The sequence below is a fragment of the Streptomyces sp. NPDC041205 genome, assembly GCF_055591765.1.
Map to the genome: position 1 here is coordinate 275,110 of NZ_JBVIZH010000005.1, position 13,359 is coordinate 288,468.

A 13,359-nucleotide genomic window follows, 5' to 3' on the forward strand; every position below is an offset into this window, starting at 1 on the left:
GGGGGCGTGGCGGGGCCGGCCGGGGGTTCGCAGCGGCTCTTCGTCGGCGGCGAGTGGGTCGAGCCGGACGGCGGGCACTACGAAGTGATCGACCCGGCGACCGAGGACGTCGTCGGCCTCGCTCCCGAGGCGAGCCGCGCCCAGGTGTGGCAGGCCGCCGCGGCGGCGCGGGAGGCCTTCGGGACGTGGTCGCGTACGCCGCCGCAGGAGCGTGCCGCCGTCCTCGATCGGACCGCCGACCTGCTGCAACGCGACTTCGCCGGGCACACGGAGCTGGCCCGCGCGGAGACCGGGGCGACCACGGCGACCGCGCGCGGCATGCAGGTGGCGGTGGCCGTGGCCCGCTTCCGGCGGTACGCGCGCGGCGCCCTCGAACCCGTCGAGACCGGCATCCCGCCCCAGGTCAACGAGGCGGGCCCGCTGGGCAGGGCGGCGGCCCTCGGTGCCGTCGCCGTCCGCCGCCCCGTCGGCGTCGTCACCTGTATCACCTCCTACAACAACCCCTGGGCGAACCCGGCGGGCAAGGTCGCCCCGGCCCTGGCGATGGGCAACACGGTGGTGGTGAAGCCCGCGCCCCAAGACCCCCTGTCCGTCTACCGGTTGGCGGCGGCCCTGGCGGAGGCGGGTGCACCTGCCGGCGTCGTGAACGTCGTCTCCGGCGCCTCCGTCGACGTGGGCGAGGCGGCCGTCGACTCCCCGGACGTCGACATGGTGAGCTTCACCGGCTCCACGGCGATCGGGCAGCGCATCGGCGAGGTGTGCGGGCGCGGCATGAAACGCCAGCTCATGGAGTTGGGCGGGAAGGGCGCGGCGATCGTCTTCGACGACGCCGACCTGGACGCGGCGGCCGCGGGCATCGGCACGACGTTCTCGTTCTACAGCGGACAGATCTGCACGGCGCCGACTCGGGTCCTCGTCCAACGATCCGTGTACGAGCCGCTGTTGGAGCGGCTCGTCCGGTACGCGAGCCATCTGAAGGTGGGTGACCCGCGCGACCGGGACACGGTCGTCGGGCCGCTCATCTCCGCCGCGCACCGCGAACGCGTCGAGTCCTACGTGGAGTTGGGGCGCAAAGAGGGCGCGCGGGTCGTGGTCGGCGGCGAGCGCCCCGGGCCCGGCCTCGACAAGGGCTTCTACGTCGCCCCCGCGCTCCTGGCCGACTGCGCGCCCGAGATGCGGGTGGTCCGAGAGGAGATCTTCGGTCCCGTCGTCGTGGTCGTGCCCTTCGACGGCACCCGCGAGAACGCCGAGGACACGGCCGTCGCCCTCGCCGACGACAGCGACTACGGCCTGATCGACTACGTCTGGTCCGCCGACACGGCCCGCGCCTTCCGCGTCGCGGCCCGACTGCGCGCGGGCGGCGTCGGCGTGAACACCATCGGCCGCAACATGGAGGCCCCCTTCGGCGGCTTCAAGCAGAGCGGGGTGGGGCGCGACTGCGGGGCGTACGCCCTGCGCGCGTACAGCGAGACGCAGGCGGTGGTGTGGGCGGGGTGACAGCGGGCCGCACGCCCCCCCCGGGACCTTCAGCCCTAGTCCCGAGGGCGCCCACCCCTTGGTCCCCTCGACCGATACGCCCTCCACGCTGCCCCAACTACCGTCCCCACCATGCGAATAGCACTCATCGGAACAGGCAACGTCGGCCGCGCCCTCGCCAAGGCCTGGGCGGCGGTCGGCCACGACGTCGTGCTCGGCTCCCGCGACCCCGGGGCCAAGGAGGACCTGGCGAAGGAGCTGGGCGTGCCGGTCGTCGGGATCGCGGAGGCGGCGGAGCACGGCGAGGCCGTCGTGAACGTGACCCCGGGAGCGGAGTCGATAGCGACTCTGCGCACGGCGGGCGCCGGGGCCCTCTCGGGCAAACTCCTCGTGGACATAGCGGTCGGCTTCACCGAGGAGCCGCCGCACGGCACGGCCCTCTCCCACCCCACGGTCTCCCTGGGCGAGGAGATCCAATCGACGTTCCCCGAGGCCCGGGTGGTCAAGACCCTCAGCACGATGGACTCCGTCGTCATGACGTCCCCCGACACCCTCGAAGGCCCCAGCACCGTCTTCCTCTCCGGCAACGACCCCACCGCGAAAGCCCGGACAGCCACCCTCCTCACCGACCTCGGCTGGCCCCCCTCCACCCACCTGGACCTCGGCTCCATAGAAACGGCCCGCGGTCAGGAACACTTCGCCCACCTCTTCATGGGCATCGCCGTGTCCCAGGGGACGTACGGCTTCAATGTGCGGGTGGTGCTGCCGAAGGCGGAGTGAGCCACGGCACCTTCGGGGCGCGCCTGCGCCCTCGTACGCACGATCGGGTGATGGGGGTCAATATCCCGGCGGCAATTGCCGTGCCCTCCCTAGCGTTCCGCACATGGTGAGTTCATCCCACGAAGCGATGCACCGGATCTTCCAGAAGGAACCCGATGTCTTCGGCCGCGCCATCCGCGCACTCGATCTGCCGTTCCCGGAACCGGTGTCGGTGGCTCTCATGCCCACCGACCTGACGGAGACGGCGCCGCTCGAGCGCAGGGTGGACACGCTGCTCCGGTTCGACACCGAGCACCAGGGCAGCTTTCTCCTGGCGGTGGAGTCGCATGGCAGACGCGACTCCGGAAAACCGGCGAGCTGGGCCTACTACACCTCGTATCTGCACGCGAAGTACCACCTGCCGACGGTGCTGCTCATCACCTGCCAGGACAAGTCCACGGCGGTCTGGGCCGCGGGCCCCTTCAGCGTCGGTCCGGCCCACTGGCCCATGCTCACGATCCGACCGCTGGTCCTCGGCCCGCACAACGTCCCGGTGATCACCGATGTGCGGGCCGCGGCCGCGGACATTCCCCTCGCCACGCTGTCTGCGATTACGCATAGTAAGGACGCGAACGCCGATGCCATACTGAAGACGCTGGTCGCTGCCTTGAAGACGATCGACAGGGAAAACGCGGAGATCTTCTCCGAACTCACCGAACAGGGCCTGGCCAACAGCCCGGCCCTCAAGACTTGGAGGGAACTGGTGACCGTCGAGCTTTCCTTTTTCCGGTCGGAGACGTCTGAGCGGTTGCGCACCGAAGGGCGCGCCGAAGGGCGCACCGAGGGGCGTGTGGCAGAGCGCGCCGAAGCCGTGTTGCGAGTTCTCGACCGGCGTGGCATCGAGGTGCCCGAGCGGGTACGGGAGCAGGTCGTGGAGTGTGACGATCTGGACACCCTCGGCGTCTGGTTCGATCGGTCGTTGACGGTGGCTTCCGCTGAGGAGTTGTTCGCGGAGGAGTGACCGCCCTCGGCGCTTCGGGGTGGGTCACGCCACGCGGTAGCGCAGCAGGGCCACGCCCGAGACGAAGCGGCGGGTTTCCACCAGGTGGAGGTCTGTCTTGTGGCGGTCGAAGAGGCGGGCGCCGTGGCCCAGGACGACCGGGTGGACGAAGAGGCGGAACTCGTCGACCAGGGCGGACTCGATCAGGGCGTGGGTCAGGCGGATGCTGCCGGTGGTGACGATGTCCTTGCCCGGCTGGGACTTGAGGGCTGTGATGTTCTCCTTCAAGTTGCCTGAGAGCACTGTGGTGTTGGCCCACTGGGGGTCCTGGAGCGTCGTCGACACCACGTACTTCTGGACCTTGTTGAGGTAGTCCGTCACGCCTGTCGTGTCGTTCGTCCGCTGCGGCCAGTAGCCGCGCATGTCCTCGAAGGTCACCCTGCCCACCAGGAAGCCGTCCGCCCGCGCCGCCTGCTCAAGGAGGGCCTCGTTCAGGTCCGACTGGTCCACGCTGTCGTCCGCCGGGGCGAACCAGCCGTCCGTCGCGTCGATGACGCCGTCCAGCGTGATGTTCTGGGTGATGATCAAGTCGCGCATGGGTGGCCTCCGGTAGGACTAGTGGCGCTTGCGTTGGCGTTGTTGTCTGTTGTGACTGCTGCGGCGGCCACTACTCATCGCCATCGCCAGCGCCGCCAGTGCGTACGGTGCCGCGAACACCGCGAACGTCACGCCGTGTGAGGCCTGTGGGGCCAGGAAGCCGTAGGCCGCGTACACCGCCACCGTCGCCAGCTCCGTCGCCGCGCCCGCCAGGGACGTCACGGTCGCCCGGCTCGGGCCCCGGACGCTGTCCTGGAGGCGGGCGTCGGCCAGGACCGTGGCCAGTTGGAAGCCGCAGAAGGCCAGGGCGACGAGGGTGATGCCCGCGGGGAGGGGGAGGCCCCGCGCCGGGAGTGCCGCGCCCGCCGCCAGGGCCAGGCCCGCCCCCGCCAGGAGCCCCGCGAAGCCCGCCGCGCCCACGCCCCGTACCGCCCCCGCCAGCAGGCTGCCCGCCGTTGCCCCCACCCAGACCAGGAGCAGCCACCACGGCACCTCCGCGTCGCCCGCCCCGGCCTCCCGCACCAGCAGGGGCGTGTACTCGTCCAGCGCGCCCCACACCGCCGTCACCACCGGCACGAGCAGCAGGGCCCCGCGCACCGCCCGGTCGCCCCCGACCTCGGCGACGCCCGCCCGCAGGGCGCCCCACCAGCCCGCACCGTCGGGATCGCCTTCGGCGCCGCCCCTGCCTTCGACCTCAGGCCCGTCCTCCGCGCCGCGCCCGCCCCCGACCTCGGGCTCGCCCCCGGGCCCACCCTCACCCCCGAACCCGCCCTCCGCCCCCCGACGCTCCGGAAACCCCCGAGCCACGCCCGCCGTCAGCACGCACGCCACCACGCTCACCGCGCCCACCAGGCCGTACCCGCCCGCCGCCAGTGCCGGGCCCGCCAGGGCCGTCGCCGTCATCACGCCCAGGAGGGCGGCTGCCCGTGCCCGGCCCATGACCTGGGCATAGCGGTCCGCCGCACCCAGGTGCGCCAACTCCTCGTACACCAGCGCCTCCAGGGCGCCGGAGCCGAAGGCGCCCTTCGCGCCCCACAGCACGAAACCGAGCGCGAACGCCCAGTAGGAGGGGGAGACGGTCCAGAGGGCGAAGCCCGTGGCGGTGAGGAGGGGGCCGGTCCACAGGAGGAGGCGGCGCGAGACCGCGTCGGCGAGGGCGCCGGAGGGGACTTCGAGGAGGATCCCGGTCAGGGACCAGAGGACGAAGAGGGACGAGATCTGCGCGACGGAGAGGTCCGCGTCGCTGAACAGCAGCGCGTACACGGGGTAGAGCAGGACGCAGTCGTCCAGGAAGGAGTAGCCGTACAGCGTGGCCGCGAGTCGGCGGCGTGCCGCAAGGCGGGAGCGGTCCGCCGGGCGGCCGCGTGAGGTGGCGCTCGTGGATCAATGTCGTCGGCTCATGCCTCGATGGTAGGCACGCACCCCACGCCGAGGGAACCGGATTAGTCGGCGACGGAATCCGTCCGCACTCCCGCGAGCACCGCGTCCAGCAACCCCGGATACCGCGCGTCCAGGTCCGCCCGCCGCAGCGACAGCAGGTTCTCCCGACCGGACGGCTCCTGGCGGATCACGCCGCTCTCGCGCAGCACCCGCCAGTGGTGGGTCATCGTCGATTTCGATGGGACGCCGAGGGCGTTGAGGACGCTGGTGCAGTTGTGGTCGCCGCCGGTCTCGTCGAGGAGGCGGACGACCGACAGCCGCAGCGGGTTGCCGAGGGCGGTCAGGACGGCGTCGACCCGGATCTGGTCCCGCTCGGGGTGGCGGTAGCTCATGCCGCCCACGGTACCTCTGTACGGCGACATACGAACTGTTGCCGCCCTCCTCTTGCCGCGCGCGGCGATCGTACGTAAGGATGCGTACGGTCAATCGTACGTAAGAACTCGTACAGTCGTACGGAAGCGTTCCGAGTATCCCGAAGGGGCACCCCCGTGTCTGACAAACGCCGCCCAGGCCTGATCCTCGCTCTGCTCGCCCTCGCCCAGCTGATCTACGCCCTCGACCTGAACATCGTCTTCGTCGCGCTCCCCGAAATCGGCTCCGACCTCGGATTCCCGGGCCAGACACAGCAGTTGGTGGTCAGTGCCTACGTCGTCCTCGCGGGCGGCTTCCTGCTGCTCGGCGGGCGCGCGGCCGATCTGCTGGGGCGGCGCCGGATGTTCGTGCTCGCCCTCGTCCTGTACGGCCTCTCGTCCCTCGCGGGCGGCCTCGCGAACAGCGCGGGCGTCATCGTGGCGGCCCGCGCGGCGCAGGGCGTCGGCGGCGCGCTGCTGCTGCCCGCCACCCTGTCGCTGATCGGCACCCTCTTCGAGGAGGGGCCGAAGCGGAACCGCGCGCTCGCCGTGTGGGGCGGCGTCGGCGCCAGCGGCCTGACCCTCGGCGCGCTGCTCGGCGGCGTCCTCACCGAACGCTTCGGCTGGCCCGCCGTGTTCTACGTGAACGTCCCCCTCGCCGGACTCGTCGCCCTCGCCGCGCTGTACGTGATCCCGCGCGACCCGGCCCGCGCCGAGCCCCGCCGCTTCGACCTGCCGGGCGCCCTCAGCGTGACCGGCGGCTCCACGCTCCTGGTCTTCGCGCTCGTCGAGGGGCCCGAGCTGGGCTGGAGCGACCCGCTGGTGACCGGCGCGCTCGTCCTCGCGGCCGTCCTCGGCGCCGTCTTCGTGGCCGTCGAGGCCCGCAGCGCCGACCCGCTGATGCCCTTCCGCCTCTTCCGCAACCGCAGCCTCACCATCGGCGCGAGCGTCACGTTCGTCTACATGGCGACCTTCGGCGTGCTGCCGTACTTCCTGACGGTGCTGCTGCAGGGCGTCCACGGCTACAGCGCCCTGGAGACCGGCCTCGCTTTCCTCGTCCCGTCCGTCGCCATCGCCGCGGGCACCCAGCTCGGCGAGCGCCTCGCCACCCGCGCCGGCACCCGCGCCACGCTCCTCGCGGGCTTCGCTTCCGGCGCCGCGGGGACCGCCGTGCTCGCGCTCGGCTTCGACGCGGACGCCGGGTACGGACTGCTCGCGCCCGGGCTCGTCCTGTCCGGCCTCGGCCAGGGCGTCGTCTGGACGGCCATGTGGATCGCCGCCGCCACCGGCACGCCCGCGCGGGAACAGGGCGTCGCCAACGGCATCGCGTCCACGGCCCTCAACATCGGCAACGCCATCGGGCTCGCGGTGTTCACGGTGGTCGCCGAGACCGGTACGGAGGGCAGGACGGGCGCCGCACTGCGGGCGGCGACGGCGGACGGCGGCTTCGTCGTGGTGCTCCTGACGGCGGCGGGCATGGTGGCGGGCCTGGCCCTCGCCCTCGCCCTGCCGCGCTCGGGGGCCGCCCGCACGGTGGACGGTCAGGCGGGGGCGGCACCGGACGCGGACGCGGACTCCGCGCCCAGGGCCACCCCCGTGGCCGTCGACGCCCTCAACGCCCCAGGAAAATCGGGTTCGTGAGCGCCTTCATCGGCCCCGGCAACGGTGGCGTCACCGCCGCCGCCCGCACCTCGGCCCGTACGTACGCCGCGTACGAAGCGGTGGTCCGCCACTCCGCGGACCCCACCCCCGACTCGGGAATCACCGGGCTGGTGAACAGCACGCCCTGGTCCGTGACGAACCGGATGGTGCAGCCCGGCACGCCCTTCACGTCGAGCCGTACCGTCACCGGGTCGTCGGAGTCGACGCGCAGCCGCCCGCCGATGCCCGCGTGCTTCCCCTTGCCGCCGGACGCGCCGAAGGTCAGCTCGATGGCCTTGGACTCCGTGAGGTAGGAGCGGCCCGCGCGGATGCCCTCCTGGATGGCCTCGCGGGTCAGGTCGTCGGCGAGGACGACGGTCTGGGGGCGGCCGACGGGGTCGGGGTCGCGGTGGGCGTCGCTGTTGCCCATCGCCGGGGTCCAGCGGCGGCCGCCGCGGGCGGCGGCGACGAGCGCGTTGTCCCACTCGGAGATCGCCACCTCGTCCTCCGGCGAGAACGCGCCGTTCCACACCTCCACCGCGTCGGCCTCGCCGAAGCCGAACTTCCAGTTGCAGCCGACGCAGGTGGCGTGCGGGTGGGCGGGCACGACGAGGCCGCCGGAGCGGCGGATCTGGCGGGCGTAGTGGCCGAAGCGGTTGTCGCGGGCGCGGTAGCGCCAGTCGACGAAGGTGCCGGGGTCGGTGCCGAGGGCCAGGACGTGGCCGTTGCGGGTGGTGATCTCCTCGCCGAGCAGGACGAGCAGGTCGTCGCCCGCGACCTCGGACCAGTGGGCGTGCGCGGACTGGGTGTTGTGGTCGGAGGAGTTGATGAAGTCGAGCCCGGCGGCGCGGGCGAGGGCGCCGATCTCGGCGGGGGTGCGGCGGCCGTCGGAGTACCAGGTGTGCAGATGGCAGTCGCCCCGGTACCAGGCCCGGCCGCGCCCCTTGGCCCGCTCCGGCGGATACTTCGGCTTCGGCGTGGTCCCGGGCGCCCCGTACGTGAGGGTGATGGTCACCTCGTACGGCAGGCCCCGCGGGGCCACGGTGTAGGGCCCGAGCGCGATGTTCCAGGTCCCGGCGCGCACCGGCCCCGGGATGTACCCCGGCGTCGCGTCGTCGCCCCGGATGAAGAACTCGGTGCGCGCCCCGCCCGACCAGCCGCGGAACCCCTTCCCGCCGAGGTCCGTGCCGCGCTCGTCGAAGATCCCGATGTCGAGGGCGTTGCCGGCGGTCCCGGGCGGCACCGGCGTCCTCTCATAGCTGTACGAGACGTGGATCTGCTGGACCCCGCGCGGGATCTCGACCGGCAGATACACGAAGTCGGGCGATCCGGTGGGCAACGTGCCCCTGACCGTCTTCGTCTCCTTGCCGGTCCGCCGTTCCTCGGCGCCGGCGCTGCTGGCGAAGGTCACACTGCCCAACGTAAGGGCGGTGGCCGCCCCCGTCACGAGCAGCGCGCGTCTGTTCAGGTGGCTTTCGTCCTCGCACATGCTGCGGCTCCCCAGAGTTCGGCATCGACGGCGTCAAGGCGTGCTCGACGGTGACTGCGTGGCGCGGGTGGTGCGTGCAACTCTGGTATTGAGCCGTGAACTCCCTTGTAAGGGAAGAGGTTCGGGGGGTTGCGCGCAGTCGTCGGGACGGGCCGCGGGGGCGGGCCGGGGCGGCGGTCCCGTGCGGTGGGCCGGTGTTCCGGCCACCGGCCCCACGGGCTGTCGGATGTCGCTCGTATGCTCGGTGGCATGACCAACAGCGCGCCGCAGGATCCCGACCGGGCAGGGGCCCGGCCCACCGCCAACGCCATGCGGCGGGCGTTGAGGCGTGCCCGGGACGGGGTCGCGCTCGATGTGGCGGAGGCCGCCGTGCTGTTGCGGGCGCGGGGGGCGGATCTGGAGGATCTGGCCGCGTCGGCGGGGCGGGTGCGGGACGCGGGGCTCGCGGCAGAGGGGCGCGCGGGGGTCATCACGTTCTCGAAGAGCGTGTTCATTCCGCTGACGCGGCTGTGCCGGGACAAGTGCCATTACTGCACGTTCGTGACCGTCCCCGGGAAGCTGCGCCGGGACGGGCACGGGATGTTCATGTCGCCGGACGAGGTCCTCGACATCGCGCGCCGGGGTGCCGAGCTGGGCTGCAAGGAAGCCCTCATCACGCTCGGCGACAAGCCGGAGGAGCGGTGGCCCGAGGCCCGGGAGTGGCTGGAGGCGGCGGGGTACGACGACACGATCGCGTACGTGCGGGCCATCTCGATCCGGATCCTGGAGGAGACCGGGCTGCTGCCGCACCTCAACCCCGGCGTCATGAGCTGGACGGACTTCCAGCGGCTCAAGCCCGTCGCGCCCAGCATGGGCATGATGCTGGAGACCACGGCGACGCGGCTGTGGAGCGAGCCGGGCGGGCCGCACCACGGCTCGCCCGACAAGGAACCCGCGGTGCGGCTGCGGGTCCTTGAGGACGCCGGACGGTCGTCCGTGCCGTTCACCAGCGGGCTGCTGATCGGGATCGGGGAGACGTACGAGGAGCGGGCGGATTCGCTGTTCGCGCTGCGCCGCGTCGCCCGGTCGTACCACGGCGTCCAGGAGCTGATCATCCAGAACTTCCGCGCCAAGCCGGACACGGCCATGCGCGGGATGCCGGACGCCGAGATGGACGAGCTGGTGGCCACGGTCGCCGTGGCGCGGCACATCATGGGCCCTGCCGGGTGCATCCAGGCTCCGCCCAACCTCGTCGACGGGGAGTACGGACGGCTCATCCGGGCCGGGATCGACGACTGGGGCGGCGTCTCGCCGATCACCATCGACCACGTCAACCCCGAGAAGCCGTGGCCGAGGATCGAGGAGCTGGCGGCCCGGTCGGAGGCGGAGGGCTTCCGGCTCGCGGAGCGGCTGTGCGTGTATCCGGAGTTCGTACGGCGGGGTGAGCCGTGGCTCGACCCGCGCCTCCTGCCGCACGTGCGGGCCCTCGCCGACCCGGAGACGGGCCTCGCCGACCCCGACGCCCCCGTGCGCGGCCTGCCCTGGCAGGAGCCCGACGAGGGGTACGTGGCCACGAAGTCGTCGGGTCGCACCGACCTGCACCGCACCATCGACACGACGGGCCGCACCGCCGACCGGCGCGACGACTTCGACGAGGTGTACGGCGACTGGGAGGCGCTGCGCGAGCAGGCCGCGCCCGGCATGGTCCCCTCACGCATCGACGGCGACGTGCGCGCCGCCCTCGCGACGGCCGCCGACGACCCGACCCGCCTCACGGACGACGAGGCGCTGGCCCTGCTGCACGCCGACGGGCCCGCCCTCGACGCCCTCTGCTCCGTCGCGGACGACGTCCGCAAGTCCGTCGTCGGCGACGACGTCACGTACATCGTCACCCGCAACATCAACTTCACCAACGTCTGCTACACCGGCTGCCGTTTCTGCGCCTTCGCCCAGCGCCGCACCGACGCCGACGCCTACACCCTCTCCCTGTCACAGGTCGCCGACCGCGCCGCGCAGGCCTGGGACGTCGGCGCGGTCGAGGTGTGCATGCAGGGCGGCATCCACCCGGACCTGCCCGGCACGGCGTACTTCGACATCGCGCGCGCCGTGAAGGAGCGCGTGCCCGGCATGCACGTGCACGCCTTCTCGCCGATGGAGGTCGTCAACGGCGCGACGCGCACCGGGCTTTCGATACGGGAGTGGCTGACGCGGGCCAAGGAGTCCGGCCTCGACTCCATCCCCGGCACGGCCGCCGAGATCCTCGACGACGAGGTCCGCTGGATCCTCACCAAGGGCAAGCTGCCCACGGCCACCTGGAAGGAGGTCGTCTCCACCGCGCACGAGCTGGGGCTCCGCTCCTCCTCCACGATGATGTACGGCCACGTGGACCAGCCGCGCCACTGGCTCGGCCACTTCCGCACCCTGGCCGCGATGCAACAGGCCAACCTGGACAAGGGAGTCGAGGGCTTCACGGAGTTCGTGACCCTCCCCTTCATCCACACCAACGCCCCCGTCTACCTCGCCGGGATCGCCCGCCCCGGCCCCACCACCCGCGACAACCGCGCGGTGACGGCCATGGCCCGCCTCCTCCTTCACCCGCACATCCCCAACATCCAGACCAGCTGGGTGAAGCTCGGGGCGGAGGGGGCCGCCGAGATGCTGCGCTCCGGCGCGAACGACCTCGGCGGCACGCTCATGGAGGAGACCATCTCCCGCATGGCGGGGTCCAGTTACGGCTCGTACCAGTCGGTGGCCGGTCTCGTCGCCATCGCGGAGGCGGCGGGGCGGCCGTCGAAGCCCCGCACCACCCTGTACGGCGAGGTCCCCGACGAACGCGTTCGTGCTGCCGCGGCGTCGGACGGGCACTTGCCGGAGCTGCTGCCGGTGCTCGACGCGTAGGTCCTCGCGGGGCGCCCCGGTCCCGCCCCTTCTCCGTAACCGGGGGCTGCGCCCCCTGGACCCCCGCTGATCGGCGCTCCGCGCCTCGTCCTCAATCGCCGGACGGGCTGGATATGTGCTGCTGTTGTGTTTCAGCCCCTCCGGCGTTTGAGGAGCGGGGTCTGGGGCGGAGCCCCAGTTTCGGGAAAGGGGCGGGACTGGGGCGCCCCCGCGAGGCCCTACCCCCGCCCCACATCCTGACCGAAGGTCGCGTTGACCTCCGGCGCCCCCAACCCCTTCGGGCCGAAGGAGACGAGGCCCGTCGTGGTGAGCCCGCTCCGCGTGCCGGGGAACACCCACGCCGCCCCGGAGTCCTTGTACGTCCCGTCCTCCCCGTGCGCGGCCACCGTCAGCTCGGCCGGTCCGTCGCCGTCGAGGTCGGCGAGGAGCACCCGGTGGCCGAACCAGTCCTTGGCCTCGGAGGCCCCGGGCACACCGGGCTTGGACTGGTCGAAGGCCCGCGCCCCGGCCCCACCGAGCCCGCCCCGCGCCCCCTTGAGCAGCACGAAGGCCCCGGCGTCGGCGACCTTCGAGGACCCGCTGCCGATGTCCTCGTTCGGCACGCCCACGGCGACGTCGGCGTCCCCGTCCCCGTCCACGTCCCCCGCACTGATGTCGGCCCCGAACTGGTCCCCGGCCTCCCCGACGCCGGGGACCCCCACCGTGTCCTGGGTGATCTTCTTGGTGCGGGTGGCCCCGGGCCCGTCCTTGCTGCCGTAGTCGACGCGGACGGTGCCCTTGTCGCTCTCGTTGTCGTCGTTGCTGGAGCCGTTGTCGCGGGTGACGAAGTCGCCGTACCCGTCGCCGTCGACGTCCGCGATGGCGCCGCCGAGGGAGGACTTCAGCTTCTTGGTGTCCTGGCTCAGCCCGTCCTTCGTGCCCTTCCAGAACCGGCTCGGGTACGCCGACTCCTCGAAGCCGTGGCTGGTGACGAGGTCGTCGACGCCGTCGCCGGTCACGTCGCCGGGGATAAGGTCGATGGGCCCGAAGGTCTGGCCGGTGTGGACGGCCTCCTGCCGCTCGGGCTTGCCGCCGCGCGTGAAGGGCCCGTACGACACGGTCATCCCGGCCCGGTCGTCCTCGTTCTCCGGGAAGTCGTGGGAGACGAGGTCGCGGTGGCCGTCGCCGTTGAAGTCGCCGGTGCCGAACCCGGCGGAGGTGGCGGGCAGTTCGGCGGCGGACCCGGTCAGGCCGTCCTTCGACCCCCACAGCACGAGCAGCTCGTCCCCGTACCCGCTGCCGACGGCCAGATCGCTGAACCCGTCCCCGTCCAGGTCGCCGACGCTCACCTGCGACCCGAAGTTCCCGTCCTGCGTGATCTCACCGGGCACCCCGGCCGTCCCCCGGTCGATGATCTTCGGGTGCGCGCGGTCGGGGCCGTTCTTGGAGCCGTACACGACGGTGACGTACCCGGCGTTGGCCTTGCCGCCGAGGGTGGCGTACGGGGCGGAGATGGCGAGGTCGCCGTAGCCGTCGTGGTTGAAGTCGGTGAGGGGGGTGCGGGGGGCGCGGGGCCCGTCGGGGGCGGTGGTCGCGGCGGACGCGGTCCCGGCCGCGATGAGGGGCACGGCGAGCGCGGTGGCCGCCGTCGCGGCGAGGGCCGCTGTCAGGGTGCGTCGCACTGATCCTCCTGTGGCTGTGGTGCTTCCTGTGGGATCGCGGTTTGCCACTGGGGGAGACGTGTGAGGGGA

Annotated in this window: 10 protein-coding genes; 5 read left to right on the forward strand and 5 right to left on the reverse strand. The window is 72.5% G+C overall.

Annotated elements, in window-relative coordinates:
* The first annotated feature begins 6 nt into the window (after window positions 1-6).
* The 3 genes from ACZ6BG_RS23745 to ACZ6BG_RS23755 all read left to right on the forward strand — a co-directional run bounded on the left by ACZ6BG_RS23745 (window position 7) and on the right by ACZ6BG_RS23755 (window position 3,256).
* Complete coding sequence (locus ACZ6BG_RS23745; RefSeq protein WP_469004639.1) at window positions 7-1,497, forward strand: aldehyde dehydrogenase family protein; 1,491 nt, start codon at window positions 7-9, stop codon at window positions 1,495-1,497.
* Between the two features lie 111 nt (window positions 1,498-1,608).
* Window positions 1,609-2,256, forward strand: coding sequence for an NADPH-dependent F420 reductase (locus tag ACZ6BG_RS23750; protein ID WP_469004641.1), 648 nt, complete (start codon window positions 1,609-1,611; stop codon window positions 2,254-2,256).
* A gap of 103 nt (window positions 2,257-2,359) precedes the next feature.
* Window positions 2,360-3,256, forward strand: a complete 897-nt coding sequence (locus ACZ6BG_RS23755; protein WP_469004644.1) for a hypothetical protein — start codon at window positions 2,360-2,362, stop codon at window positions 3,254-3,256.
* A 24-nt stretch (window positions 3,257-3,280) separates the two neighbouring features.
* Here the strand turns inward: ACZ6BG_RS23755 and ACZ6BG_RS23760 are convergent, their stop codons facing one another.
* The 3 genes from ACZ6BG_RS23760 to ACZ6BG_RS23770 all read right to left on the reverse strand — a co-directional run bounded on the left by ACZ6BG_RS23760 (window position 3,281) and on the right by ACZ6BG_RS23770 (window position 5,604).
* Complete coding sequence (locus tag ACZ6BG_RS23760) at window positions 3,281-3,832, reverse strand: dihydrofolate reductase family protein (RefSeq protein ID WP_469004646.1); 552 nt, start codon at window positions 3,830-3,832, stop codon at window positions 3,281-3,283.
* An 18-nt stretch (window positions 3,833-3,850) separates the two neighbouring features.
* Window positions 3,851-5,140, reverse strand: coding sequence for an MFS transporter (locus ACZ6BG_RS23765; RefSeq protein ID WP_469005244.1), 1,290 nt, complete (start codon window positions 5,138-5,140; stop codon window positions 3,851-3,853).
* 134 nt (window positions 5,141-5,274) lie between these two features.
* On the reverse strand, window positions 5,275-5,604 hold the full coding sequence (locus ACZ6BG_RS23770; protein ID WP_469004648.1) for an ArsR/SmtB family transcription factor: 330 nt from the start codon (window positions 5,602-5,604) through the stop codon (window positions 5,275-5,277).
* Between the two features lie 156 nt (window positions 5,605-5,760).
* Between ACZ6BG_RS23770 and ACZ6BG_RS23775 the strand changes: the two genes are divergently transcribed.
* Entirely contained in the window at window positions 5,761-7,263 is a 1,503-nt protein-coding gene (locus ACZ6BG_RS23775) for an MFS transporter (protein ID WP_469004650.1), read from the forward strand.
* Here the strand turns inward: ACZ6BG_RS23775 and ACZ6BG_RS23780 are convergent.
* On the reverse strand, window positions 7,235-8,752 hold the full coding sequence (locus ACZ6BG_RS23780) for a CehA/McbA family metallohydrolase (protein ID WP_469004653.1): 1,518 nt from the start codon (window positions 8,750-8,752) through the stop codon (window positions 7,235-7,237). The two genes, ACZ6BG_RS23775 and ACZ6BG_RS23780, sit on opposite strands and share 29 nt — an antisense overlap.
* 249 nt (window positions 8,753-9,001) lie before the next feature.
* Here ACZ6BG_RS23780 and ACZ6BG_RS23785 point away from each other — a divergent pair, with 249 nt between their 5' ends.
* Window positions 9,002-11,629 (forward strand): bifunctional FO biosynthesis protein CofGH, encoded by a 2,628-nt coding sequence (locus ACZ6BG_RS23785; protein WP_469004655.1) that lies wholly within the window; start codon window positions 9,002-9,004, stop codon window positions 11,627-11,629.
* 218 nt (window positions 11,630-11,847) lie between these two features.
* Here the strand turns inward: ACZ6BG_RS23785 and ACZ6BG_RS23790 are convergent, their stop codons facing one another.
* Entirely contained in the window at window positions 11,848-13,290 is a 1,443-nt protein-coding gene (locus tag ACZ6BG_RS23790) for an FG-GAP-like repeat-containing protein (protein WP_469004658.1), read from the reverse strand.
* Between the last annotated feature and the right edge of the window lie 69 nt (window positions 13,291-13,359).